The sequence below is a fragment of the Streptomyces altiplanensis genome (genome assembly GCF_053591575.1).
Genome location: NZ_JBSFUB010000073.1, coordinates 12908 through 37886 on the forward strand (window position 1 = coordinate 12908; position 24979 = coordinate 37886).

The 24979-nt window shown below is 73.4% G+C and carries 20 protein-coding genes; 5 read left to right on the forward strand and 15 right to left on the reverse strand.

The features are described from left to right. Positions 1-351: 351 nt before the first annotated feature. From ACWD0Y_RS26490 to ACWD0Y_RS26505, 4 genes are all read right to left on the reverse strand, one after another. Positions 352-1341: a malate dehydrogenase gene (locus ACWD0Y_RS26490; protein ID WP_450262834.1), complete on the reverse strand. Its 990-nt coding sequence runs from the start codon at positions 1339-1341 to the stop codon at positions 352-354. A gap of 310 nt (positions 1342-1651) precedes the next feature. Continuing rightward, on the reverse strand, positions 1652-2764 hold the full coding sequence (locus tag ACWD0Y_RS26495) for a DUF2690 domain-containing protein (RefSeq protein ID WP_450262835.1): 1113 nt from the start codon (positions 2762-2764) through the stop codon (positions 1652-1654). A gap of 305 nt (positions 2765-3069) precedes the next feature. Then, positions 3070-3747 carry a DUF3017 domain-containing protein gene (locus tag ACWD0Y_RS26500; RefSeq protein ID WP_450262836.1) on the reverse strand — a complete coding sequence of 226 codons (678 nt, stop codon included), beginning with the start codon at positions 3745-3747 and terminating at the stop codon, positions 3070-3072. 20 nt (positions 3748-3767) lie between these two features. Further along, positions 3768-4643, reverse strand: a complete 876-nt coding sequence (locus tag ACWD0Y_RS26505; protein ID WP_450262837.1) for a bifunctional methylenetetrahydrofolate dehydrogenase/methenyltetrahydrofolate cyclohydrolase — start codon at positions 4641-4643, stop codon at positions 3768-3770. A 256-nt stretch (positions 4644-4899) separates the two neighbouring features. Between ACWD0Y_RS26505 and ACWD0Y_RS26510 the strand changes: the two genes are divergently transcribed. Beyond that, a complete protein-coding gene (locus ACWD0Y_RS26510; protein WP_450262838.1) occupies positions 4900-5508 on the forward strand; it encodes a hypothetical protein in 609 nt (202 codons plus the stop codon). A gap of 72 nt (positions 5509-5580) precedes the next feature. On the opposite strand, the gene purH is transcribed toward ACWD0Y_RS26510, so the two are convergent. Continuing rightward, positions 5581-7116 (reverse strand): bifunctional phosphoribosylaminoimidazolecarboxamide formyltransferase/IMP cyclohydrolase, encoded by a 1536-nt coding sequence (gene purH, locus ACWD0Y_RS26515; RefSeq protein ID WP_450262839.1) that lies wholly within the window; start codon positions 7114-7116, stop codon positions 5581-5583. Positions 7117-7139: 23 nt separating this feature from the next. Further along, positions 7140-7808 (reverse strand): phosphoribosylglycinamide formyltransferase, encoded by a 669-nt coding sequence (gene purN, locus ACWD0Y_RS26520; protein ID WP_450262840.1) that lies wholly within the window; start codon positions 7806-7808, stop codon positions 7140-7142. Positions 7809-8073: 265 nt separating this feature from the next. Between purN and ACWD0Y_RS26525 the strand changes: the two genes are divergently transcribed. Then, positions 8074-8862, forward strand: coding sequence for a hypothetical protein (locus ACWD0Y_RS26525; protein WP_450262841.1), 789 nt, complete (start codon positions 8074-8076; stop codon positions 8860-8862). Between the two features lie 25 nt (positions 8863-8887). On the opposite strand, the gene ACWD0Y_RS26530 is transcribed toward ACWD0Y_RS26525, so the two are convergent. Beyond that, the gene (locus ACWD0Y_RS26530; protein ID WP_450262842.1) at positions 8888-10306 is read right to left on the reverse strand and encodes a cell division protein PerM; all 1419 of its coding nucleotides are present in this window, start codon (positions 10304-10306) and stop codon (positions 8888-8890) included. Positions 10307-10460: 154 nt separating this feature from the next. Here ACWD0Y_RS26530 and ACWD0Y_RS26535 point away from each other — a divergent pair, with 154 nt between their 5' ends. Then, a complete protein-coding gene (locus ACWD0Y_RS26535) occupies positions 10461-11762 on the forward strand; it encodes a helix-turn-helix domain-containing protein (protein ID WP_450262843.1) in 1302 nt (433 codons plus the stop codon). 144 nt (positions 11763-11906) lie between these two features. Here ACWD0Y_RS26535 and sucD read toward each other — a convergent pair whose 3' ends face one another. From sucD to ACWD0Y_RS26575, 8 genes are all read right to left on the reverse strand, one after another. Continuing rightward, positions 11907-12791, reverse strand: a complete 885-nt coding sequence (gene sucD, locus ACWD0Y_RS26540; RefSeq protein ID WP_093799462.1) for a succinate--CoA ligase subunit alpha — start codon at positions 12789-12791, stop codon at positions 11907-11909. A gap of 19 nt (positions 12792-12810) precedes the next feature. Next, positions 12811-13989, reverse strand: a complete 1179-nt coding sequence (gene sucC, locus ACWD0Y_RS26545) for an ADP-forming succinate--CoA ligase subunit beta (RefSeq protein ID WP_450262844.1) — start codon at positions 13987-13989, stop codon at positions 12811-12813. A gap of 375 nt (positions 13990-14364) precedes the next feature. Further along, positions 14365-15342 (reverse strand): hypothetical protein, encoded by a 978-nt coding sequence (locus ACWD0Y_RS26550; RefSeq protein ID WP_450262845.1) that lies wholly within the window; start codon positions 15340-15342, stop codon positions 14365-14367. A gap of 107 nt (positions 15343-15449) precedes the next feature. Further along, positions 15450-16334, reverse strand: coding sequence for a hypothetical protein (locus ACWD0Y_RS26555; RefSeq protein ID WP_450262846.1), 885 nt, complete (start codon positions 16332-16334; stop codon positions 15450-15452). Between the two features lie 147 nt (positions 16335-16481). Continuing rightward, complete coding sequence (locus tag ACWD0Y_RS26560; RefSeq protein WP_450262847.1) at positions 16482-17714, reverse strand: VWA domain-containing protein; 1233 nt, start codon at positions 17712-17714, stop codon at positions 16482-16484. Then, complete coding sequence (locus ACWD0Y_RS26565) at positions 17711-20062, reverse strand: DUF5682 family protein (RefSeq protein ID WP_450262848.1); 2352 nt, start codon at positions 20060-20062, stop codon at positions 17711-17713. Before ACWD0Y_RS26565 ends, ACWD0Y_RS26560 begins: the two co-directional genes overlap by 4 nt. After that, the gene (locus ACWD0Y_RS26570) at positions 20059-21180 is read right to left on the reverse strand and encodes an ATP-binding protein (RefSeq protein WP_450262849.1); all 1122 of its coding nucleotides are present in this window, start codon (positions 21178-21180) and stop codon (positions 20059-20061) included. Before ACWD0Y_RS26570 ends, ACWD0Y_RS26565 begins: the two co-directional genes overlap by 4 nt. 102 nt (positions 21181-21282) lie before the next feature. Then, complete coding sequence (locus tag ACWD0Y_RS26575) at positions 21283-21708, reverse strand: hypothetical protein (RefSeq protein ID WP_450262850.1); 426 nt, start codon at positions 21706-21708, stop codon at positions 21283-21285. 133 nt (positions 21709-21841) lie between these two features. On the opposite strand from ACWD0Y_RS26575, the gene ACWD0Y_RS26580 reads away from it, so the two are divergent. Next, entirely contained in the window at positions 21842-23215 is a 1374-nt protein-coding gene (locus tag ACWD0Y_RS26580) for an SWIM zinc finger family protein (protein WP_450262851.1), read from the forward strand. Between the two features lie 16 nt (positions 23216-23231). Then, a partial coding sequence (locus ACWD0Y_RS26585; protein ID WP_450262852.1) for a DUF5691 domain-containing protein occupies positions 23232-24979 on the forward strand: 1748 nt, incomplete at its 3' end.

Consider the following 24979-nt stretch of genomic DNA (forward strand, 5'->3'; position numbering starts at 1 on the left):
TTTCGCCTTCCGTTCCCGATATGTTCCGCCAGTAAAGACCGGCGATCGGGAGCCCTCCCCCCAAGGGCGAGAACCATGCACAGAACATGGCCGAAAGTGCCCTGCATCACGAACGTTATAGATCAGACCTGGTCAAAAGTTGTCGCCCAGGGCGAAGTGACGGCCGTTTCCTCCGCCGTGCGGGCGAACGCCTCGGCCCGGGCCCGGGAGGCAGCCGGGGAGGCGACAGCGCCCCTGCCGCTCGCGACCGGCGTGGACAGCGCGGCACCGGGCACGACAACGCCCCCGGCGGCCGGTCGGACCGGCTGCCGGGGGCGTCGGCGCGTATCCGCGGAACGCGGAACGCGGAAATCAGATCAGGCCGAGCTCGCGCACCGCGTCGCGCTCTTCCTTGAGCTCCTGCACCGACGCGTCGATGCGCGCGCGGGAGAACTCGTTGATGTCCAGGCCCTGGACGATCTCGTACTTGCCGTCCTTGCAGGTCACCGGGAAGGAGGAGATGAGGCCCTCCGGGACGCCGTAGGAGCCGTCCGACGGGATGCCCATCGACGTCCAGTCGCCGGCCGCCGTGCCGTTGACCCACGTGTGGACGTGGTCGATGGCGGCGTTGGCGGCCGAGGCGGCCGAGGACGCGCCGCGGGCCTCGATGATCGCCGCGCCGCGCTTGGCGACGGTCGGGATGAAGGTGTCGGCCAGCCACTGCTCGTCGTTCACGACCTCGGCGGCGTTCTTGCCGGCGATCTCCGCGTGGAAGATGTCCGGGTACTGGGTCGCCGAGTGGTTGCCCCAGATGGTGAGGCGCTTGATGTCGGAGACCGGGGCGCCGGTCTTCTTCGCGAGCTGCGACAGCGCGCGGTTGTGGTCCAGGCGGGTCATCGCGGTGAAGCGCTCGGCCGGTACGTCCGGGGCCGCGGCCTGCGCGATGAGCGCGTTGGTGTTGGCCGGGTTGCCGACGACGAGGACCTTGATGTCGTCCGCGGCGTTGTCGTTGATGGCCTTGCCCTGCGGCTTGAAGATGCCGCCGTTGGCGGACAGCAGGTCGCCGCGCTCCATGCCCTTCGTGCGCGGGCGGGCGCCCACGAGGAGGGCGACGTTGGCGCCGTCGAAGCCGACGTTCGGGTCGTCGGTGATCTCGATGCCCCGGAGCAGCGGGAAGGCGCAGTCGTCGAGCTCCATGGCGGTGCCCTCGGCGGCCTTCAGGCCCTGTGGGATCTCCAGGAGACGCAGCTTGACCGGCACATCCGCGCCGAGCAGGTGGCCGGAGGCGATGCGGAAGAGCAGCGCGTAGCCGATCTGGCCGGCCGCGCCGGTGACGGTGACATTCACGGGAGTGCGGGTCATGGCGATCTCCGTAAGACAGCTGGCGGTGGGGGTCCCTGCCCCTCGTTGCTGGACATCCCCGGCACGCCCCGACTCCGGCGCCGGTCCGGCGGCTGAATCTTGACGTGAAGAGATATCCAGCGGTCAGGCTATCCGACCCGGGGGGCGACGATCTCCCGACCCCGTGTGGTGGAGCGCACATCCCCCCGAACGCGGGCGGCCGCCCGCGCAGGGGGGGAACGCGGGCGGCCGCCCACCGGGGTGCCGCGCACCCGTGGGGGGATGCCGCGCTCCTTCCCCGTGCGGGCGCGGGCATTCCCCTCTTCGCCGGTTATTCCTGAGGGGTGCAGCCCTTCGCGCCGGACGCCAGGGTCGCGCACGCCTTCGCGTCACCGGACCCGGCGACGGCGATCATGGGGGTGTACGCGTCCCTGTCCGCGTCGACCAGACCGTTCTGCCCCTTGGCGGTCCCGGCACCCGTGATCCGCAGCGTGTCGCCCACCGCCGCCCGGGTGATACGCGCCCACGCCGCCCCGCACGTCCTGCTGTACCGGACCTCGACGAGGGAGGTGCCCACGGTCGCGCTGGCCGTCGTCCTGGCGAACTCACCGCCGCAGCCCATGGTCTCCGGGTCCTTGCCCGTGCAGGCGTCGCCGCTGCACTCGACACCGAGGGGCAGCTCGGGGGCCGAAGTGGCCGGCCGGACCGTCGGCCTGTCCTTCACGACGGGATCCTTGTCCTCGCCGCCGGGGCCGGTCAGCAGTACGGCGGCCGCTATGACCAGGAGCGTGCCCACGACGCCCGCGAGGAACATCGTGACCTTCCGGTGCCCGCGCCGGCCGTCCGGCGAACCCGGCCCCGGGGCGGGGTCCGGACCCGGCCCCGGACCCGGCACCGCCCCCGGGCCCCGCCCCGGTTCCCTGCCGGTCGGCTGCCGCGGTATGCCGAAGTCCTGCGGCGTACGTGCGCCCGGACCCGTGCCGGCGGAGCCCGCGCCGGGGCCCGTTCCCGTACCGGCGGAGCCCCGGCCCGCGGCGGGGGCGGCCGGATCCGTGGTGGTGCGCCGGCCCGGCGTGCCGCCCTTGGCGGGCGCGGCGGTCCGGCCGGACCCGCCCAGGGCGGCACGCGCCTGCGAGATGCGGATCGCTTCCATGGTCATGTCGTGGCGCATCTCGGAACGGCTCCACGCGCGTTCCGCGAGCTCCCACATGGTGGTCAGGTGGACCGCGTTCGTACCGGTCGCCTCGGCCAGCGCGAGGACCGCGCCCTTGGGCGCGAGCAGCCGGCCGTTCAGATAGCGCTCCCAGGACGTCTTGCTGTAGCCCGTCCGGTCCGCCACCGCCGAGACGCCGAGTCCGCTCCGGTCGACGAGCCGGCGCAGCTGGTCGGTGAACTCCTTGACCTGAGGATCGAGCTCCTCCGGCAGATCCTTCCAACGAGGCATTGCTTCCCCCTTGTCCCCCCGTACGTGCCCGATGTGCCCCGTGCTCCCGCGTCCCCTGCCGGACCCTTCACGGTCCGTGGTCCGGACTACCCAAAGGGATGCGCGAAGCCAGGGTGTCAGTTCCTGGGGCAGGAGCGCACGGGAGCGTTCGGGAGTCCGGCGCGCTCCCCCTGCGCGCCCCCTCCCGGCTTCCCGGAGTGCCGTCCCCCGGTGGCGGCCCGGCCCGGCGGCCCCGGCCTCGGCCGCCGCCCCGCCGCCCCGTCACGTACGAGGAAGACCGGAGGCCGGAGGTCCCCGCCGCGTCCCTACCGCACCGTGAAGCGGACCGCCGACTCCAGGAACGGGAACTCCAGCCACGGACTGGGCTGGGCCATCAGCGCGAGTAGCACGATGACGGTGCCGAGCAGGCCGTACGTCGCCATGTCGGTGAAGCGCGAACGCACGGCCAGCATGCCCACGGACGGGACCAGCCGGCGCATCACGGCGCCGGAGATCAGGGCCAGGCCGATCAGCAGCGTGCCGATGCGGAAGCCGAGGCCGAACGCGTCGACCGCGACGAGGAACAGCCCGAGCCCGGTCGCGCCGAGGACGGTCAGGAACGGCCACTGCCGGACCGGGGCCACGGCGTCCCCGGACGCGGCCCGTCCGCCGCCCTCGGGCCGCGCGGTGTCCCGGGTGAACATCGGGAAGCGCCGCGTGGTCCGGACGGGTCCGTCCGGACCCGGGGCGCTGACGACGCCCTTGGCCGCCGGCTCGGGCTCTTCCGTACCGAGGGCCTCTTCCGCGTCCCCGGCGCCCTCCGGACCGCGGGCGTCCTCCGGACCGCGGGCGTCCTCCGGACCGCGGGCGCCCTCCGGACCGCGGGCGCCCTCCGCGTCCCCGGTACCCTCCGCGCCTCCGGTGCCCTCCGTGTCGCGCGCGACCGCCTCCACGGTGGCGTCCCCGGTGGCGGCCGGGTCGTCCGGGCTCGTACCAGCACCCATGGGTGGCGCTTCCTTCCCGCTCAGCTCGCGGCGGAGTCGGCGTCGGCGGCGGAGCGCTCCGCCGCCTCGACGACGTTGACCAGCAGCTGGGCGCGGGTCATCGGGCCGACACCGCCCGGGTTCGGGGCGACCCAGCCGGCGACCTCCGCGACGCCCGGGTGGACGTCTCCGACGATCTTGCCGTCCTCGTCCCGGCTGACGCCGACGTCGAGCACGGCCGCGCCCGGCTTGACGTCCTCGGGCTTGATCAGGTGCGGCACACCCGCCGCGGCGATGACGATGTCCGCCTGCCTGAGGTGCGCGGACAGGTCACGCGTGCCGGTGTGGCACTGGGTCACCGTCGCGTTCTCGGACTTGCGGGTCAGCACCAGCGGCATCGGGCGGCCGATGGTGATGCCGCGGCCGACGACCACGACGTTCGCTCCGTTGATCTCCACGCCGTGGTGGCGGAGCAGCTGGACGATGCCGTACGGCGTGCACGGCAGCGGGCCGGGCTCGCCGATCACGAGCCGGCCGAGACTCATCGGGTGCAGGCCGTCGGCGTCCTTGGCCGGGTCCATCAGCTCCAGGACGCGGTTGGTGTCGATGCCCTTGGGGAGCGGGAGCTGGACGATGTAGCCCGTGCACTCCGGGTTCTCGTTGAGCTCCCGCACCACCGCCTCGATCTCCTCCTGGGAGGCGGTCGCGGGCAGTTCGCGCTGGATCGACGCGATGCCCACCTGGGCGCAGTCGCGGTGCTTGCCCGCGACGTACCACTTGCTGCCGGGGTCGTCACCGACCAGCACGGTGCCGAGCCCGGGGACGACGCCCTTGGACTTCAGAGCCGCCACGCGGGCGGTCAGGTCGGACTTGATCGCGGCTGCGGTGGCCTTGCCATCGAGAATCTGGGCGCTCATGTCCCCATCCTCGCGGATGGACCCGCCCGGGTTCCAATCAGGCCCCGGCGGCCGCACGCGCCGCGGCCTCCGGGCGGCCCCGAGGTTGCACTTGCACAACACATACGAATACCCGCTGGACAAGGAGACGAGTGGCCTACAACGATGATCCGCGCAGTGCCGCGGGCAGCGGCGGGGGGCAGAACCGGTTCGTCGAGCAGAATTCCTTCCGCGCCGGCCGCGTCGTCCCCAGCACTTCCAACGGAGGAACACCGCCATGAGCTTCGGCGACCCGAACAATCCGTACGCGCAGGGTCAGCAGGGCGGCCAGCAGGGCCAGCCCGGCTACGGCTACCCGCAGCAGGCCCCCCAGGGCGTGCCGCCCCAGGGCCAGCAGCCCGGTTACGGCTATCCGCAGGCTCCGCCGGTGCAGCAGCAGTACGGCGGCTACCCGGGCATGCCGCAGGAGATGCCGGGCGGCGTGAAGGCCGCCCGCGTCATGCTGTACGTCATCGCGGGCTTCCAGGTCATCGGCGCGATCCTCTTCGGGCTCACCGCCGTCACGATCAGCGCGGCCAAGGACGAGCCGTCGCTCAGGAACGACGTCCAGTTCCAGGAACTGGCGGACATGTCGTCCGGCGCGCTGTGGGGCGGCACCGTCCTGGTCCTGCTGTGGGGCGTGCTCGCGATCTTCCTCGCCGTGAAGTTCGGCAGCGGCGGCAACGGCATCCGCATCACCACCATAGTGTTCGGCGCGATCACCGCTCTGCTCGGTATCTACCCGTTCATCCTGGTCGGCCTGGTCCACACGGTCCTGGCCGTCCTGATCATCGTGTTCCTCGCCAAGTCCGACGGCGGACAGTGGTTCAACCGTCAGCGCGCGTAACGCGCAGGGCGCGGGCGGACACGCCCGGACGACGAAGGCCGCAGTCCCCGTGGGGACCGCGGCCTTCCGTCATCAGTGGAAGAAGTGGCGCGTGCCGGTGAAGTACATCGTCACGCCCGCCTTCTTCGCGGCCTCGACGACCTGCTCGTCACGGACCGAACCGCCCGGCTGGACCACGGCCCTGACCCCGGCGTCCAGCAGGATCTCCAGCCCGTCCGGGAACGGGAAGAACGCGTCGGAGGCGGCGTACGCCCCCTGGGCGCGCTCCTCGCCCGCGCGCTCCACCGCGAGCTTCGCGGAGTCGACGCGGTTGACCTGGCCCATGCCGACGCCGACGGACGCGCCGCCCTTGGCGAGCAGGATCGCGTTGGACTTCACGGCGCGGCAGGCGCGCCAGGCGAAGGCCAGCTCGGCGAGTTCGCCGTCGGAGAGCGCCTCGCCGGCGGCGAGCGTCCAGGTGGACGGGTCGTCGCCCTCGGCCTGGAGCCGGTCGGTGACCTGGAGCAGCGCGCCGCCGTCGATCGCCTTGACCTCGATCTCCTCGGAGGGGGCGTCGGGGCAGACCAGCACGCGGATGTTCTTCTTGCGGGCCAGCACCTCGACGGCGCCGTCCTCGTACCCCGGGGCGACGATGACCTCGGTGAAGATCTCCGCGACCTGCTCGGCCATCGCCACCGACACCGGCCGGTTGACGGCGATCACGCCGCCGAAGGCGGACAGCGGGTCGCAGGCGTGCGCCTTGCGGTGCGCCTCGGCGACGTCCGCGCCGACGGCGATGCCGCACGGGTTGGCGTGCTTGATGATCGCGACACAGGGCTCGGTCTGGTCGTACGCGGCGCGGCGCGCGGCCTCCGTGTCCGTGAAGTTGTTGTACGACATCTCCTTGCCGTGCAGCTGCTCCGCCTCGGCGAGGCCGCCCGTGCCGGAGGTGTAGAGCGCCGCGGGCTGGTGCGGGTTCTCGCCGTACCGCAGAACATTCTTCCGCTCGTACGTCGAACCGAGGAAGTCCGGGAAGCCGCTGTCGTCCGCCGCCGCGTAGTCGGCGGCGAACCAGGAGGCGACCGCCACGTCGTACGCCGCCGTGTGCTGGAAGGCCTCGGCCGCCAGACGCCTGCGGGCCGTCAGGTCGAAACCGCCGTCCTTGACCGCGTCGAGGACATCGGCGTACCGCTCGGGGCTGGTGACGACCGCGACCGACGGGTGGTTCTTGGCCGCGGCGCGGACCATCGACGGGCCGCCGATGTCGATCTGCTCGACGCACTCGTCCGCGCTCGCGCCGGAGGCGACGGTCTCCTTGAACGGGTAGAGGTTGACGACCACCAGGTCGAACGGCTCCACCCCCAGCTCCTCCAGCTGCGCGCGGTGCGCGTCGAGGCGCAGGTCGGCGAGGATGCCGGCGTGGACGCGCGGGTGCAGCGTCTTGACGCGGCCGTCCAGGCACTCGGGGAAGCCGGTGAGCTCCTCGACCTTGGTGACCGGGACACCGGCCGCGGCGATCTTCCCGGCGGTGGAGCCGGTGGAGACCAGGGTGACGCCCGCCTCGTGCAGGCCGCGGGCCAGCTCTTCGAGGCCCGTCTTGTCGTAGACGCTGACCAACGCGCGGCGCATCGGCCGCTTCGTACCTTCGGCGGTCACTGGATAACTACCTTTCGTCCCTCGATGTGATAGCCGTTACGGGCCAGGCGCCCCACGACATCGACGAGCAGCCGTCGCTCGACTTCCTTGATGCGCTCGTGCAGAGCGGCACCACCGTCTTCGTAGTCCTCGTCCCGGACCTCGACCACGCCCTGCGCGATGACCGGGCCGGTGTCGACGCCGTCGTCGACGAAGTGGACGGTGCATCCGGTGACCTTCGCGCCGTACGCGAGTGCGTCGCGCACGCCGTGGGCCCCGGGAAAACTGGGCAGCAGGGCGGGGTGGGTGTTCACGACCCGGCCGCCGAAGCGCGCGAGGAACTCCTTGCCCACGATCTTCATGAAGCCGGCCGACACGACCAGATCGGGCTCGTACGCCGCCGTGGCCTCGGCCAGCGCCAGGTCCCACTCCTCGCGCGAGGAGAAGTCCTTCACGCGGCGGACGAAGGTCGGCACTCCGGCGCGCTCGGCGCGCTCCAGACCCACGATCCCCTCCCGGTCGGCGCCGACGGCCACGATCTGCGCGCCGTACGCGGCGGGGTCGTCACCGATGGCGTCGAGCAGGGCCTGGAGGTTCGTACCGGAGCCGGAGACCAGCACGACGATGCGGGCCGGCGCGCCGGAGGCACGGGGGGAGACGGTCTGCGAAGGGGGCGGGGAGGCCACGGCGGGTCTCTTTCTCGCGGATGGTGCGGCTTGTGTGGTCGTACGAACGAATCGAGCCTCCCGATACGGGGAACTCTACGAAGACGCCAACCGTCGGCAACGATACCGGCACACCGAGCGGCCCCCACGGGACGGGTGCGTGGCCGGGAGGTAGCGTCAGGGGACAGGAGTCCGTCCGCGGACGGCGACCATCCGTCTCCGGACGGGAACAGACGACACACAAGGACCCTCTGTGCACCGGGTCCGAGGGGAAGACGTTCACCAGATGACGGACCGACGCCGCCGCGCGGCTCTCCGCCTCCCGCTGTCCGAGACGTACGCCGGACAGCGGGGTTCTCAGTGGCTGCTGCGGGAACGCCAGTCCTCGTCGACGCCGTCGCCGCAGGGGGACGACAACCCCTTCGCGCCGCCCCCCGAGGGACGGCCCGACGAGCCGTGGCGGCCGCGCGAGCCGGCGAACGGCGGTGGCCACGACGACGGGGGCGAGCCCTCGCAGGGCGACCGGTGGAGCCCCCGCCAGCCGGGCCGCCAGGGCGGCGGATGGGGCGGACGCCAGAGCAGCCCCGAGGGGCCGGGCGGCCAGGGCGGCGGAAACAACACGGGGCTGCGGTGGGATCCCACGGACCCGGCGCAGCGCCGGGCGCGCTACGCGCTGCTCTCCGGCATGTGGGCGTTCTTCTTCGCGCTGTTCGACCTCCCCGAGGTCGCGCTGCTGCTGGGAGCGCTGGCGCTGTACTGGGGCATCAGCTCGCTGCGCGCGAAGCCGCGTCGGGGGCAGGGCCAGGGCGCGGCGGCGGGCGCCGTCGCGCCGGCCACGCCCGTGCAGGTGCCGGCGCCGACGGCCGGCAGCACGAAGCCGCAGACGACGGCGGCGGTGAGCGGCCTGGTCACGGCGGCGCTCGCGCTCGTGATCGTGGCGACGACGTTCACGGTGCAGCTGGTCTACCGCGACTACTACACGTGCGTACAGGACTCCCTGACCCAGTCCGCGCAGGTGTCCTGCAACGAACTGCTTCCGAAGTCCCTGCGCCCGGTCTTCGGCGTGAAGGAGTAGTCCCGGGCCGCGGGACGCCCCCGCTCTACGGCGGCGGGAGCGCGGCGGACGCCCCGTCCGCCGCGCTCCCGGGCCCCTCCGCCACCGCCCACCCCACCTCGCGCGCACCGCTGTCGTGCCAGTCCACCTGCGTACTGGCCGAGGGATCGCCGACGGGGAAGAAATCGGCTTCGCCGTCGTACGGCCCGGCGTCCGGCGGCGTCGTCCCGCGCCACGGGCGGGAGGTGCGGTCGCGCAGGCGCCACGCGCGCAGGGCGAGCGCGCCCGGGACACCCAGCGTCACCGTCCACACCAGCGCCGCACCGCCCGTACGCCACCACACCGGCCCGAACTCCGACAGCGCGCCCGCGCCCAGCGGACCGCCCGCCGGCACCGCCAGTACCGCCATCGCCACCGCGCACCCCACGCCGGCCAGAGCGGCCGCGAGGGCCGTCTCACGGGCGGTCCAGGCTTCCTCCCGTACGGCGAAGGGGGGTACGGCCGTGCGTACCGTGAACCACGCGACCGCGGCCGCCGCCGCGACCGGCACGGCCAGCGTCGCCCAGGCGGCCGGCGCCGTTCCCCCACCGGCCGGAACCGCCGCGAGCAGCGGGAAGTCCGGCAGCGCCGGTGCCCCCACCACACCCAGCGGCGTGGCCGTCGCGCCCGCACCGAGGGCGAAACCGGGACCGAGCCCGTACGCGGCGCCCCACACGGCCACGTTCGGCGCGAGCGCCAGCATCAGCAGCACGAGCGCGAACTGCCCGGACCACACCCCCGCCAGCCGCAGGAACGCCCCCTGCGCCGCCCCCGCGTGCCACACCAGTGACGCCAGCGCGACCATCGCTCCGCCGCCCAGCAGCACCGCGGTCCCCGCTCCGGCGGCCCGCAGCGCGACCCTGAACCGGGAGCGCACCACGGCCGTCCGCACGCCCTGCGGCACCCAGTCCGGCAGCGGTCCGAGCGGGTGCCCGTTCGCCGTCCACACCCCGCCCGCCGCGCTCGCCGCCGCGACGACGGGCAGGTGCAGCACCGCGCTGAGCACCCCGGCGGGCAGCGGCCCGCCGTACGCGTACAGCAGCGCGGCAGCCCCCACCGCCGCGTAACCACCGGTGACACCGCACAGCACCACCCACGCCGACGGCCGCGGGCGCCCGTCCTGGGGCTCCAGCGCGTCGCGCGCGGCCCGGTGCGCGAGCCACACCGGCACCGCCGCGAGCAGCATCGGGGTCAGTCCCACGGGCGCGGGGACCCCGGACAGCGTGTCGTAGCGGACGAGCTCGGCCCCGTGGGCCAGCAGCCACAGCCCGGCGGCGGCGCGCAACGCCCCGCCGGGCCCGCTGTCGGGATACGGAGAGCTGATCCACAACACCGTCACCAGGACGGCGAGCGAACCGAGGCCGAGCCCCGCGGCGACCGCTCCCCGCACGAGACAGGCGGCCTGCGCCGAGGAACGGCTGTGCACGGACGGCAACCACGTACCGCGATGGGTCACTTGAGTCACCCGGACATGCTGTCAACGACACGCGCTTAATGCGTGTAACACGTGATCGACTGCCGTGTCGCTCAATATATGTTTATGTACTTTTTTGCCTGGTGCAGCGTTATGAGGGGATTTCATGACGCAGCGCACTGAATCCACCTCCGCCACCCCGCTGCCCTCCGCCATGGAACGGCGCAGGCTGCGCGAAGCGAAATCGCTGAGCCAGGAGCAGGTCGCCGCCGCTCTGGGCGTCACCCGCGAGACGGTCGCGTCATGGGAGTCCGGCCGGAGTAACCCCAAGCGCGACAAGCGTGCGGCGTACGCCGAGCTGCTCGCCTCCTCCGACGAGCCCCCCGCCGCGGCACCTGCGGTGCCGGGAGGGGACGTGCCGGGGCGCTCCCCGCAGGACGCCGAACGCAACGAGCCCGAAGAAGTCCCCGTACCCGAACGTTCGGCGCCCGAGGAGACGCCCCGGCGCGGCACCGGCCCCGAAGCCCCCGCACCAGCACCCGCACCCGCACCGCCCCAGGAACCAGAACCCGCCCCCGCACCCACCATCCCCACGCCCACCCCCATCCCCACACCACCCAGCAGCGAGCCCCCCGCCCCGCCACCCACCCCCGCCGATGCCTTCGACACCCTCTGCACCCGCTCCGCCCCCGCCGTCCTGGCCCAGACCTACCTCCTCACCGGAAGCCGGCGCCTCTCCCGCGAGTCCGTCGAGTACGCCTTCCACCTCGCCTGGCAGCGCTGGCCCGAGGTGGCCACCGACCGCGACCCGGCGGGCTGGGTCAGGGCAGTGGCGCACGAGTACGCGACCTCCCCCTGGCACCGGCTGCGCCTCACCCGCAAGCGCCCCGACCTGCCCCCCGGCGACCGCGACCGCCGGGTGCTGCTCGACGCGCTGCTGGCCCTGCCGCCCAGACACCGCCGCACCCTCCTGCTGTACGACGGCCTCGGCCTCGGCCTCCCCGACACGGCGGCCGAGACCGAGGCGAGCACCCGGGCCGCCGCGAACCGCCTGCTCAACGCGCGCGCCGTGGTCGCGCAGCGACTGCCGGCACTCGCGAACGCCCGCACCCCCGCCGAGCAGTCCGCGCTGTTCCACGAGCGCCTCAACGACCTCGCCGAGACCGGGCCGGTACCGCCCGTCGGGCTGCCGCCCGCCCGCGCCGTACGGAGGGGGAGCGAGCGCAGGACACGCTTCTGGACGCAGGCGACCGCCTGCTTCACCGCGGCGATCATCGGCGCCACAGGGTTCACCCTCACCACAGCGCCCACGCGGTACGAGCCCACGCCCGCGCCCGGCGAACCCGTCGGCGGCGTCCCGGTGTACGCCGGCCCGCAGACCCTCTCGCCCCAGGACGAGGAACTGCGCGACAAGCTCCGCACGGCTCCGACGAACGGCCCGCACCGCCTGGTCCCGGAAACCCACTGACCGGCTGACCGGCTGACCGGCTGACCGAACGCGAACGGGCCCGTACCCCCTCACCAGGGGATACGGGCCCGTACCGGACAGCCGGAGCGCGAACGCGAGCACAGAAGCAGGCGCAGAAGCAGGCGCAGGCGCCGGAGCGGCGTACTAGCCGGCCAGAATGGCGCGCGCCAGCTTGGCCGTCTCGGTCGGCGTCTTGCCGACCTTGACGCCCGCGGCCTCAAGGGCCTCCTTCTTGGCCTGTGCGGTGCCAGAAGAACCGGACACGATCGCGCCGGCGTGGCCCATCGTCTTGCCCTCGGGGGCGGTGAAGCCCGCGACGTAACCGACGACCGGCTTCGTCACGTTCTTCGCGATGTAGTCCGCGGCACGCTCCTCGGCGTCGCCACCGATCTCACCGATCATCACGATCAGGTCGGTGTCGGGGTCGGCCTCGAACGCCGCGAGGGCGTCGATGTGCGTCGTACCGATGACCGGGTCGCCACCGATGCCGACGGCGGACGAGAAGCCGATGTCACGGAGCTCGTACATCATCTGGTAGGTCAGCGTGCCCGACTTCGACACGAGACCGATGCGGCCGGGCTTGGTGATGTCGCCCGGGATGATGCCGGCGTTGGACTGGCCCGGGGTGATGAGACCGGGGCAGTTCGGGCCGATGATCCGCGTCTTGTTGCCCTTCGAGCCCGCGTACGCCCAGAAGGCGGCGGAGTCGTGGACGGCGATGCCCTCGGTGATCACGACGGCGAGCGGGATCTCGGCGTCGATCGCCTCGACGACGGCGGCCTTCGCGAAGGCCGGCGGCACGAAGAGGACGGACACGTCGGCGCCCGTCTTCTCCATCGCCTCCTTGACGGAGCCGAAGACCGGTACCTCGGTGCCGTCGAAGTCGACGGACGTGCCGGCCTTGCGCGGGTTCACGCCACCGACGATGTTGGTGCCGTCGGCCAGCATGAGCTTGGTGTGCTTCATGCCGGTCGCACCGGTCATGCCCTGGACGATGACCTTGGATTCCTTGGTCAGGAAGATAGCCATGGTGTTCTGACCTCGTCCCTTACTTCGCAGCCGCGAGCTCGGCGGCCTTGTCGGCCGCGCCGTCCATGGTGTCCACGCGCTGCACGAGCGGGTGGTTGGCGTCGGAGAGGATCTTGCGACCGAGCTCCGCGTTGTTGCCGTCGAGACGCACGACCAGCGGCTTGGTGACTTCCTCGCCCTTGGTCTTGAGCAGCTCCAGGGCCTGGACGATGCCGTTGGCGACCTCGTCACAGGCGGTGATGCCACCGAAGACGTTGACGAACACGGACTTGACGTCCGGGTCGCCGAGGATGATCTCCAGGCCGTTCGCCATGACCTCGGCGGAGGCGCCGCCACCGATGTCGAGGAAGTTGGCGGGCTTCACGTTGCCGTGGTTCTCACCGGCGTACGCGACGACGTCCAGGGTCGACATGACCAGACCGGCGCCGTTGCCGATGATGCCGACCTCGCCGTCGAGCTTGACGTAGTTGAGGTTCTTGGCCTTGGCGGCAGCCTCGAGCGGGTTGGCTGCGGCCTTGTCCTCGAGGGCCTCGTGCTCGGGCTGACGGAAGTCGGCGTTCTCGTCGAGAGACACCTTTCCGTCGAGCGCGATGATGCGGCCGTCGGCGACCTTCGCGAGGGGGTTGACCTCGACGAGGAGCGCGTCCTCGGCGACGAAGGTGTCCCACAGCGTCACCAGGACCTCGGCGACCTGCTCGGCGACCTCGGCCGGGAACTTCGCCTGGGCGACGATCTCGCGGGCCTTCTCGATGGTCACGCCCTCGACGGCGTTGACCGGCACCTTCGCGAGGGCCTCGGGGGTCTTCTCCGCGACCTCCTCGATGTCCATGCCGCCCTGGACGGACGCCATGGCGAGGAAGGTGCGGTTGGTCCGGTCGAGGAGGTACGAGACGTAGTACTCCTCCGCGATCTCCGGAGCGGTCTCGGCGATCATCACCTTGTGGACCGTGTGGCCCTTGATGTCCATGCCGAGGATGTCCGTCGAACGGGCAACAGCCTCGTCCGGGGTGGCGGCCAGCTTCACGCCGCCGGCCTTGCCGCGGCCACCGACCTTGACCTGGGCCTTGACGACCGACTTGCCGCCCATACGCTCGGTGGCCTCGCGCGCCGCCTCAGGCGTCTCGATGACTTCACCGGCCAGCACCGGTACACCGTGCTTGGCGAAGAGGTCCCTCGCCTGATACTCGAACAGGTCCACGCGCGTTCCGTCCTTGTGATCGCGGTTTTTTGTCTGCGTGGGCGTGCCGCGAGGGCAACGTGACAGCGCTGTCACAAGGGAGGCGTACACGGTGTCCGATACGCGGCATGTCCGTCTCGCAGGTTATCCCCGTGACCCGTGGGTCCGTAAATCGCAGATCACACCTGAGCGGTGATACCGGTCACAGGTCGCACGTGCGGCCCATCGGCGGAGACCGGCGGCGGACTGGCAACGGACCGGCGGCGGGCCCTCGGCGGGCGGGCCGCGGGCGCGGCGGCGGACACGCCGGGACACGGTGGCGGACACAGGGCCGGGCGGCCCCCACCCCAATGAGGACCGCCCGGGGGACTTCGAACCGCGTGTCGGACGCCGGGCTCAGATGCCCTGGGTCAGGTACGACGCGTACCCCGGCGTGACCGAGGAGACCGCGTCCTGGGCGCCGGAGACGGCGTTTCCGGCGAGCGGGGTCGAGGCGACCGTGCCCGACAGGTCCTGCGCGAACGGCTGGACCTCGGACACGACACCGCCCGCGAACGGCGTCACGTCGCCGACGACACCGTGCGCGAAGGTGTGGGCGCTGCCGCCGACGCCGTACGCGACCGGCTGGACGTGGTCGACGACGGTGTCGACGAGCGGCTGGACCGCGCCGACGACGCCGCCCACGAACGGGTGGACCTCGGAGACGACGCCGCCCGCGAACGGCGTCACGTCACCGACGACACCGTGCGCGAAGGGCGTCACGTCGCCGACCGCGCCCTGGGCGAGACCACCGACGTCACCGACCGCCTGCCCGGCGACCGGGAGCACGCCGTCCACGGCGCGAGCGGCGACGGGCGGCAGGGTGTCCTGGGCGACGGCGTGGGCGAGCGGGGTGGCGTCGGTGACCGCACCCTGGGCGTGGCCCTGCGCCCGGGCCGGCGCCTGCTCGGTCTCGGAGGCGAAGGCGGAGAGCGGACCGAAGAGGTAGTCGACCTCGTCCTGGACGTCGGCTATGGAGGGCGCTTCGGCCACGGAAGGGGAGGCGGGCAGGTCGTACGCCGGCAGCTGGGCCTCGGCGTACTGGTGGGCCTGCTCGGCGACACCCTGCACGTCGTGGTGGTGTACGTCGCGCTGCACGTCGTGCGCGGCGTGTGCGGCGTGTGCGGCGTCCTTGACGTCGACGTCCGCGACGTCGATGTCCGCGACGTCGATGTCCGTGGCCTTGACGTCCTCGACCGCGTCGGAAACCGCGTCCGGGGTGGACAGCGGCACCGAGACGGGCAGCTCGGCCGCACTGGCGGCAGCGGTACCGAGGGCCCACATACCGCCGGCGGTGGCGGCGACGGCGATGGAACGGCGGATGTTCTTGTTCATGCTTGCGTCAGATCCTTCGAATGCATTCGGCTGTCCGGAGATTTCCGGATGGCGGGCAGACCTGTCCCGCCCCCGCGCGGCAGGTCATTGAGCGGGGACGGTCTGCCCTAGCCGGGGAATTCGAGGATTTCGTGCGGCCTGTCGTACGTCGGCGCGGCCGTTGCCGGCAACGTGGCCCCACGCACCAGCGCGAACCGGATGCCGTCCGTGAACGCGGCCGCGTGCTGATCGCCGGAGCGCGGCGCGCTCCCGTCTCCGGCGGCCTGCCGGATGCCGTCACCGCACGGCCCGGCGGGTGCCTGCACGGGCGTCTCCCCGCACTTGGCACGGTCCGCGCTCCAGGGCGTGCCGCCGTGACGCCGGTCGGGGGCGTACGGGTAACCGCCCTCGCCCCCTGCGCTGCCGGCCAGGGCCGCAGTGTGGGCCGCGGGTCCGCTCCCGGCCCGCGGCGCCCGGTCGCCGGAGTCCTGGTGCGCGGAGTTCGCGGACTTCCCCGGCGCTGCGGGCACTTCGGATCCGGGTGTTTCGGGTTCGGGTGCTTCGGATCCGGGTGCCTCGGACGCGGGTGCCCCGGGTCCGGGTGCCTCGGACGCGGGCAGCTCAGGCACCGGCAATTCCGGTACCGGAAGTTCAGGCACCGGCGCCACGATCACCGGCAGCGCGGGCACGGCCGGCCGATGCCCGGTGACACGGTCCTTCAGCTCACCGACCGGCCGGACGGCGCGCCGTACGGCCTCGGCCACCGGCTCTGCCGCCTCACGCACGGCCTGAGCGGCCTCGCCCACCACCGGCTCCGGCAGCTCCGGCTTCAGTACCGGGGCCACGACAGCGGTGGCGTCGTGGGGCAGCAGCGGTGTCTCGACGGCGTGCGCCTGCCCGCCCCACAAGAAGCCCAGCGCCAGCAGGCCGCCCAGGAACAGCACCACCCGCAGCGCACGCCTCCGGCCCGCCCGGCGCGGTACGCGCGGGGCGGTGATGGGGAGAGCAACCACGGCAGTCAAGATGAACGGCGCCTTCGCAAGGGTTCGCAGGGGTCGCAAGGATTGCAGGGATTCGCAGGAGTGCGCGAAGCCCGCAGAGGAACGGAACGACGGCAGATGCTCGCACGAGCCTCCTGGGGTCGCGCAAGTCGCCCCCCGCTAATGACTGGACATGTCCGGTATGGGTAGCGGTCGTTTCTCGATCGCCGCGGCCATCACCTCCGGAAAAAGGTCCGGCGTACAGGCGAAGGCAGGGGCGCCGAGGGCCGCCAGGGCCGCCGCGTGCTCGCGGTCGTAGGCGGGGGCGCCTTCGTCGGAGAGCGCGAGCAGGGCGACGAACTGCACGCCCGACGCCTTCATCGCCGCGACCCGCTTCAGCATCTCGTCCCGTATGCCGCCCTCGTAGAGGTCGCTGATGAGGACGACCACGGTGTCGGCGGGCCGGGTGATCTGCGACTGGCAGTACGCGAGGGCGCGGTTGATGTCCGTACCTCCGCCCAGCTGGGTGCCGAAGAGGACGTCGACCGGGTCGTCCAGCTCGTCGGTGAGGTCGACGACGGCGGTGTCGAAGACGACGAGACGGGTGTTGATCGCGCGCATGGACGCCAGGACCGCGCCGAAGACCGACGCGTAGACGACGGACGCGGCCATCGACCCCGACTGGTCGATGCACAGGACGACGTCCTTCTTCACGGACTGCGACGCCCGCCCGTATCCGACGAGCCGTTCGGGTACGACGGTCCCGTACTCGGGGAGGTAGTTCTTGAGGTTGGCCCGGATCGTCCGGTCCCAGTCGATGTCCCGGTGACGGGGGCGGCTGACGCGGGCGCTGCGGTCGAGGGCGCCGGTGAGCGTGGCCCGGGTGCGGGTCGCGAGGCGCTTCTCCAGGTCCTCGACGACCTTGCGCACGACGACGCGTGCCGTTTCCCGGGTCGTCTCGGGCATCGCCTTGTTGAGCGAGAGCAGCGTCCCGACGAGATGGACGTCCGCCTCGACGGCCTCCAGCATCTCCGGCTCCAGGAGCAGCGCCGACAGCCCCAGGCGCTCTATGGCGTCACGCTGCATGACCTGCACGACGGAGCTCGGGAAGTACGTACGGATGTCGCCGAGCCAGCGCGCCACGGACGGCGCGGAGGCACCGAGCCCGGCCGAGCGGCCGGCCGGACTGCCGCCGGAGCGGCCGGCGTCGCGCCCGCCGTAGAGCGCGCCGAGCGCACCGTCCATGGAGGCGTCCCGTCCGGCGAGCGCACACCCGGTTCCGTCGCCCCCCTCCGCGCCCAGCACCAGCCGCCAGCGCCGCAGCCGCTCCCCGCTCCCGTCGTTCGCCTTCACGTCCCCCGCCTTCACGTCTCCCGCCTTCTCGTCCCCGCTCAGGCTCGCGCTCACGTTCATCGGGCCTCCCCCGCCGGTTCGTCGTGGTCCGTGCCCAGCAGGAGCCGCAGCACCGGCAGCACGGCGTCGGCGCGCTCCGCGTCGAGTCCGGGGCCGAAGCCGGGCGCACCGGCCTCCGTCCGCGCCGGGCGCGCGGCGGACGGGCCGCGCCGGACCAGTTCGCCCAGCGTGCGCCGCACTCCCGGCTCGTACGCCGAGAACGTGCGGCGCAGCAGGGGCAGTACGTCGGTGAACGCCTCGTCCGGCACACCGGTCAGCCAGGTGTCCACGAGACCGAGGAGCCGTTCGTCGTGCACGAGGAGCATTCCTCCGCCGGAGGCGCCGCCGACGAAGCCCTCGATCCAGGCCGCGGCGTCGGCCGGCGGGGTGCCGGGCGAGAGGGCCAGCCCCATGAGGCGCGCCGCCTCGTCCTCCGCGAGCCGCCCGTCGTCCAGCAGCAGCCGCACCGCCCGGCCCCGGATCACCCCGCCGACGGCGTCCCGCCCGGCGAGCGTGCGGAGCACCGACGCCCAACGTCCGCGCAGGTCACCGAGGTTGCCGAGATCGCCCGGTCCGGCACCGGCAAGGAGGCCGATCGCCGTGTGGACCGCGTCGAGGTGGCGGCGCATGTCCGCCGCACCGTCCGCGTCGAGACCGGTGCAGGCGGGCGGCAGCCCCACGCAGATCCGCTCGGCGAGACCCACCGCGACCTCGCCCAGCGCGACCGTGTCCGTGCCGCGCACATCGCCGTACCGCAGGGAACGGGCGAGCGCGGGCAGGGCCTGGGCCAGGTGGCCGACGTCCGCGTCCAGCGCGGCGCGGTCGGCGAGGGCCCGCATCACCACGGGCAGGGCGTCGGGCAGCCCGGCCAGCAGGCACCGCTCGGCGAGGGCGGTGACGTCGGCGAGCACGGTGGCCGACACGGCCTGGGACTCGGCCTTGGCGGTGGCCGCGGAGAGCACCGTGGTGCCCCACACCCCGGCCTCCGCGACCCGTACCGAGAGTTCGGGCTCCCAGCGCAGCCGCCAGGTCTCCCGGAACGTCCCCGTGCTCCCCCGCGCCGCGGCCGGCTCGCCCCAGCCGACGGACAGGAGCCGCAGCCGGTGCAGCAGCAGGCTGCGCGCCGCGTCGGTGTCCTTGCGCAGGTCGAGTTCGAGCTCCCGTTCCCGCGGCTCCGGCTTGAGCCGCAGGCTGCGCTGGGTCCGGGTGAGGTCGCGTTGCAGCGGTACGGCGGGCGCCGTGTCCGGGACCTCGCCGAGTACGTCGCCGACGACGAGCCTGTCGTGCACGAGCGCGAGCGGTACGTCGGAGCCCTCGCACATCACGGCCCGGACGGCGTCGGTCGCTTCGGTGAGCCCCGCGAGCGGGCGGCCGCGCAGGGCGGCGAGCGTCCCGGCGAGCCGGACGGCCTCGATGACGTGGGCGGGGGAGACCATCCGGTCCTCGTCCCGCAGCAGCCCCGCGACCTTGGTCATCCAGCGTTCGACAGGGCGGTCGGGGGCGCCGAAGAGGTGCCCGTACCAGCCGGGCGACTCGATGCCCGCGCCGTACCCGCTGCGCCGGGCCAGCCTGCGGTGGGTCCAGGGCACCCAGGTCATCTCGGCCTTGACCTTGGGCAGGCCCTTGAGCAGTGCCCGGTCGGCGGTGACGGTCGAGACCTTCGCGCCGAGTGCCGGCAGGTGCCACGCGCCGCAGACGACGGCGAAGCCGTCGCCGAACTCCTTGCGCGCGGAACGGAGCTGGAGCCTCATGTACGCCTCGCGCATCCGGTCGCGGGTGTGCCCGCCGTCTCCGTACGTCTCGCGCAGGGCGCCCATGGCCTCGGCGAGCGCCTCGAACGGCGCGAACGGACCGGCTTCCCCGCCGCTGTCCCCGTCCCCGGCCCCGGCCCCGTTCCCGCGGTGCTCGACCACGTCCTCCCACCACCGCTCCGGATCGTCGTACCCGGCGGCCTCCGCGAGCACTCCGACCGGGTCGACGGCGAGGGACTCCGCCGGCTCGCCCTCCGCGTCCCCCTCCCCCGCCCCTTCCCTCTCGTCCTCCGCCAGTGCCAGGGAGTGCGCCGCCGGAAGGTCGATGAAGCGGACCGGCACGCCGTGTCCCAGAGCCCACCGGATCGCGACCCACTCGGGGGAGAACTCGGCCAGCGGCCAGAACGCGGCCCGCCGCGGGTCGTCGGTGACGTGCGCGAGGAGGGCCACGGGCGGGCGCATCGCCTCGTCGGCCGCGAGCGGCAGCAGGGCATCGCCCTCGGGCGGCCCCTCGATCAGTACGGCCCGGGGCCGCGCGGCGTCGAGCGCCCCGCGCACCGCACGGGCCGAGCCGGGCCCGTGGTGGCGCACGCCCAGCAACAGCGGGCCGGACGTCATCCCGAGACCTCCCGGCAGGCGCGGTAGAAGTCCTTCCAGCCGTCCCGTTCGCGGACGACCGTCTCCAGGTACTCCTGCCAGACGACGCGGTCGGCCGCCGGGTCGCGCACGACCGCGCCGAGGATGCCGGCCGCCACGTCGCCGGAGCGCAGCACACCGTCCCCGAAGTGCGCGGCGAGGGCCAGGCCGCCGGTGACGACGGAGATCGCCTCGGCCGTGGACAGCGTGCCCGAGGGGGACTTGACCTTCGTGCGGCCGTCGGTTGTGACGCCGTCGCGCAGCTCGCGGAAGACGGTGACGACGCGCCGGATCTCGTCGAAGCCGTCGGGGGCGGCCGGCAGGTCGAGGGAGCGCCCTATCTGGCCGACGCGCCGCGCCACGATGTCGACTTCGGCCTCCGCCGTCTCGGGCAGCGGCAGTACGACGGTGTTGAACCGGCGGCGCAGCGCGCTGGAGAGGTCGTTGACCCCGCGGTCGCGGTCGTTGGCGGTGGCGATGAGGTTGAAGCCGCGGACAGCCTGCTGCTCCTGTCCCAACTCGGGGATGGGCAGGGTCTTCTCCGACAGGATCGTGATCAGGGTGTCCTGCACGTCGGCCGGGATGCGGGTGAGTTCCTCGACCCGCGCGGTCATGCCGTCGGCCATGGCCCGCATGACGGGACTGGGCACGAGCGCGTCGCGGCTGGGCCCGTGCGCGAGCAGCCGGGCGTAGTTCCAGCCGTAGCGGATGGCTTCCTCGGGCGTCCCCGCCGTGCCCTGCACGAGCAGGGTCGAGTCGCCGCTGACGGCGGCGGCGAGATGCTCGGACACCCAGGTCTTGGCGGTGCCGGGGACACCGAGCAGCAGCAGTGCCCGGTCGGTGGCGAGCGTGGTGACGGCGACTTCGACGATCCGGCGCGGCCCCACGTACTTGGGTGTGATCACCGTGCCGTCGGGCAGGGTCCCGCCGAGCAGGTACGTGGCCACGGCCCACGGCGAGAGCAGCCACCTGGCGGGCCGCGGCCGGTCGTCGGCCGCGGCCAGCGCCTTGAGCTCGTCGGCGAACGCGTCCTCGGCGTGCGGCCGCAGGGCCTCGCCGGTGTCCGTACGTGCGACGGCATTGGTTTCGGGCACGGTCATGGATCCCCCTCCAGATTTCCCGGATGTGGGATCCACCGTGCACCACGCCACTGACAACCGGCCGTAGCCGCAGGTCAGGGCCCAAAGGGCAGCCTGCGGAAGTTACTGCGCGATCGGGGAGACCGCGATGCAGCCGAGCAGGGCCTTCTCGCCGGTCGCCTCCTTGATCGTCTTGCCCTTGTAGACGACCTTGCAGGTCAGGTCGGCGGTGTCCGTGATGCTGATCGGGGACACGGCGGGCGGCATGATGCCGCGCAGCGTGACCGTCTTCTTCCACGGCAGCGCGGGCTTCTTGACCGACACCATCTTCGGGTCCATGGCCGAGCCCCCACCGCCCGCGTACTCGATGGACTCGACGGCCTTGCCGGTGACCTCGTACGTGACCTCGTACTTCTCGTCGATGGCCTTGTCGACCTGCTCGACACCCTCGTCCTTGGCGGCTTCGGTCACCTCGGAGCAGGCGCCCAGGCCGAACGTGAGGCCGGTGACGGCGGCGGCGCAGACAGCGGTACGAACGATGCGGTTCATGTGTGATCCCCCCGGATCTGTAGATAAGGAGATCGCACCCAATCGCAAAGGCGAAGTCAAGTCAAATTGCGACCAGTTCCGCGAATTCGCAGGTCAACGCCGATTGTCAGTGGTGGCCCGTAGCGTCTTCCCCATGAATCAGCAGGGGGTGCGCTGGACTGCGGAACAGGTGCTGGCCTTGGCTCCTGACGACGCGTCACGCAGAGCGGGAAGCAGGCTCGGCACGGCCGGGCCGTGGTCGGAGGCCGGAAGCAGCGGTTCGGGGGCCGTGTGGGGGCTGTGCAAGGGCAGCGGCAGCACGCCCTACCGGACGGTGGTCGACACGACGGGCGCCGGCCCCGCCTGCAAGTGCAGCTGCCCGAGCCGGAAGTTTCCGTGCAAGCACGCGCTGGGTCTGCTGCTGCTCTGGGCCGCGGACGAGGCGGCCGTGCGGGACACAAAGACGCCGCCGGACTGGGCCGGGGAGTGGGTGGAGGCCCGCAGGAGACAGGCCGGGCAGAAGCGGGACCGGGGCAGGGCGGACGGCGCCTCGGGCCCGTCCGCCGGGGCGGCCGGATCCGAGGCGGTGAAACGCAGGGCCGAGCAGCGCGCCGAGCGGATCACCCTGGGGGCCGCGGAGCTGGAGCAGCGCCTGACCGACCTGCTGCGCGGCGGTCTCGCCACCGCCGAGCAGACGGGTTACGGGCTGTGGGAGGAGACGGCCCGCCGCATGGTCGACGCCCAGGCTCCGGGACTGGCCGCGCGGGTGCGGGAGCTGGGTGCCATACCGGCGTCCGGGCCCGGCTGGCCCGCGCGGCTGCTGGAGGAGTGCGCGCTGCTGCACCTGCTGGACGCGGCCTGGCTGGGCCGCGACCGGCTGCCGGAGCCGCTGGCCGCCACCGTGCGGACACGCGTCGGCCTCACCGCGCCCGCCGGGGGCCCGCCGGTCCGGGACCACTGGCTGGTGCTCGCCCAGTACGACACCGCCGACGGCAAGCTGGTCACGCGCCGCATATGGCTGCACGGCAGGGAGTCCGGGCGTACGGCGCTGGTGCTGTCCTTCGGCGCGGGGGGCCGCGCGCCCGAAGTCGCCCTGCCCGCAGGTCTGATGCTCGACGCCGAACTCACGTACTACCCCGGCGGGGGGCAGCTCAGGGCGGACGTGGGCGAACGGTTCGCCCACCCGGTCCCGATCGACGCCCCGCCGCCCGGCATCGGCAGCGCCGAAGCGGTCGGCGCCTACGGGAGGGCCCTGCGCGACGACCCGTGGCTCGGCTCCTGGCCGGTGACCCTGGGCCGCGTCGTACCGGTCCCCTCCGGTGACACCTGGCAACTGGCCGACGCGGAAACGGATTCGGCCCTGCCCGTCGATCCCGCGGCACTGTCCCGCCCCGGGCTGTGGAAGCTCGTCGCCCTGTCGGGCGGCGGCCCCGTCACGGTCTTCGGCGAGTGCGGCCACCGCGGCTTCACTCCGCTGACGGCCTGGGCCGACGGCTCGGCGGAAACCGTTCCGCTCGTCGAAACCTGACCGTACGGAGGGACCGATGACCATCCACACCGTCAACACCGGCCACACCACCAGCACGGCGGCGGACGCCACGGCCGCGACCGCCTGGGAAGAGCTCGTCACCACCGCGCTGCTGGGCACCGACCGCCGTACGCCGCCACCCGGCGCCGCGGCACCCGGCAAGGACGCCCCGGCCGCGCTGCTCGACGCCGCCGCGCGGCAGACCGTACGCCGCAGGGCGGGGCTGCTCCCGGCACGCGCCGCGGCACGCCCCGGGCCCGCGCCGCACGATCCGCGCCCCCCGCTGCCCGCGGCCGCCCGCCGCCGGCTCGCCCAGCTGCTGGCCGGCCGGTCCCCGTCCCCCGCCGCCGGCGGGCGGCGCGGCACCGCCCCCGACCTCACCGAGCTGCTCCCCCAGTGGCTCGGCGCCGCGAACCGGCACCGTTTCCAGGCACCGCCCGCCCTGCTCCCCGCGCTGCTGGACGCCGCCCGGGCCCGTACCGACCTGCGGCCGCAGGCTCTCGCCTTCGCCGGGCCGCGCGGGCTGTGGCTGGCCCGGTTCAACCCGGACTGGCGGTTCGCGCTGCGCGGCGCGTCGGGCGGCACCGCGCTGCCCGACCCCCGGGACGCGGCGGCCGTGCGGCAGCTGTGGGACGAGGGCCTGTTCGCGGAGCGCGTCGGCCTCCTCGCCGCCGTCCGCGCCCACGATCCGGGCGCCGCGCTCGCGCTGCTCGCCGCCACCTGGCCCACCGAGCGCGCCGAGGACCGTCTGATGTTCCTGGACTCCCTGCGCACCGGCCTCTCGGGCGCGGACGAGCCCTTCCTGGAGCAGGCCCTGTCCGACCGCAGCCGCAACGTGCGGGCCACCGCCGCCGAGCTGCTCTCCGCACTGCCCGGTTCCGCGCTGGCCGCCCGGATGGCCGCCCGCGCCACCACCTGCGTCAGCCTGGACCGCTCCGGCCGCGCGTCCGGCGGCGAGCGCATCTGTGTGGAGGCCCCGCACGAATGCGACGCGGACATGCAGCGCGACGGCGTGTCGCCCAGACCGCCGGCGGGGCGGGGCGAGCGGTCCTGGTGGCTGGGTCAGCTGGTCGAGTCCGCGCCGTTGCACGCCTGGCAGCACCGGTTCGGCGGCCGTACGCCGCAGGAGATCGTGGCCCTGCCCGTGGGCGACGGCTGGAAGGACGAGCTGCACGCCGCCTGGTGCCGCGCCGCGGTGCGCCAGCGGGACGCCGCCTGGTCCCGCGCCCTGCTCGGCGCGCCGTCCACACCGCCGGCCACCGGCCCCGGCACGTCGTCCCTCGCCGAACGCGCGAAGCTGCTGGCCACCCTGGAGGACGGCGAGCGGGCCGAGTGGGTGGCCGCGTTCATCGCGGCGCACGGCCTCTCCGAGGCGTTCCAGCTGCTCGGGGTGTGCACCGTGCCCTGGGCGGAGACGCTCGGCCGCGCGGTGATCGACGCACTCGACATCGCGCGGGACGCGGGGAGCTACCCCTGGAGCTTCAGCGGGGTCATGGGCCTGGCGGAGCGCTGCCTCGACCCCGGCGAGGCCGACCGCCTGGAGATCCTCACGGCGACACCGGACGAGCAGGAGGACGCGTCACCCGGGGCGGGCGGCTACTGGTCGGAAGCGTTCCAGCGCCTCGTCGGCACCCTGCGCCTCAGGGCCGCGATGCTCGCGGAGCTGTCGGACGCCTCCGCCCCGGCCGCCGGACGGGCCGGACCTTCCGGCCCCCCCGGCGCCCGAGGGGGGGCCGCCCCGGGGGGCCCCCCCCCCCCCCCCCC

Bases quoted from the DNA above. Each gene is read 5' to 3' on its own strand.
- ACWD0Y_RS26490 (WP_450262834.1), bottom strand. From the start codon at position 1,341: ATGACCCGCACTCCCGTGAATGTCACCGTCACCGGCGCGGCCGGCCAG.
- ACWD0Y_RS26495 (WP_450262835.1), bottom strand. From the start codon at position 2,764: ATGCCTCGTTGGAAGGATCTGCCGGAGGAGCTCGATCCTCAGGTCAAG.
- ACWD0Y_RS26500 (WP_450262836.1), bottom strand. From the start codon at position 3,747: ATGGGTGCTGGTACGAGCCCGGACGACCCGGCCGCCACCGGGGACGCC.
- ACWD0Y_RS26505 (WP_450262837.1), bottom strand. From the start codon at position 4,643: ATGAGCGCCCAGATTCTCGATGGCAAGGCCACCGCAGCCGCGATCAAG.
- ACWD0Y_RS26510 (WP_450262838.1), top strand. From the start codon at position 4,900: ATGAGCTTCGGCGACCCGAACAATCCGTACGCGCAGGGTCAGCAGGGC.
- purH (WP_450262839.1), bottom strand. From the start codon at position 7,116: ATGCGCCGCGCGTTGGTCAGCGTCTACGACAAGACGGGCCTCGAAGAG.
- ACWD0Y_RS26525 (WP_450262841.1), top strand. From the start codon at position 8,074: ATGACGGACCGACGCCGCCGCGCGGCTCTCCGCCTCCCGCTGTCCGAG.
- ACWD0Y_RS26535 (WP_450262843.1), top strand. From the start codon at position 10,461: ATGACGCAGCGCACTGAATCCACCTCCGCCACCCCGCTGCCCTCCGCC.
- sucD (WP_093799462.1), bottom strand. From the start codon at position 12,791: ATGGCTATCTTCCTGACCAAGGAATCCAAGGTCATCGTCCAGGGCATG.
- ACWD0Y_RS26550 (WP_450262845.1), bottom strand. From the start codon at position 15,342: ATGAACAAGAACATCCGCCGTTCCATCGCCGTCGCCGCCACCGCCGGC.
- ACWD0Y_RS26560 (WP_450262847.1), bottom strand. From the start codon at position 17,714: ATGAACGTGAGCGCGAGCCTGAGCGGGGACGAGAAGGCGGGAGACGTG.
- ACWD0Y_RS26565 (WP_450262848.1), bottom strand. From the start codon at position 20,062: ATGACGTCCGGCCCGCTGTTGCTGGGCGTGCGCCACCACGGGCCCGGC.
- ACWD0Y_RS26570 (WP_450262849.1), bottom strand. From the start codon at position 21,180: ATGACCGTGCCCGAAACCAATGCCGTCGCACGTACGGACACCGGCGAG.
- ACWD0Y_RS26575 (WP_450262850.1), bottom strand. From the start codon at position 21,708: ATGAACCGCATCGTTCGTACCGCTGTCTGCGCCGCCGCCGTCACCGGC.
- ACWD0Y_RS26580 (WP_450262851.1), top strand. From the start codon at position 21,842: ATGAATCAGCAGGGGGTGCGCTGGACTGCGGAACAGGTGCTGGCCTTG.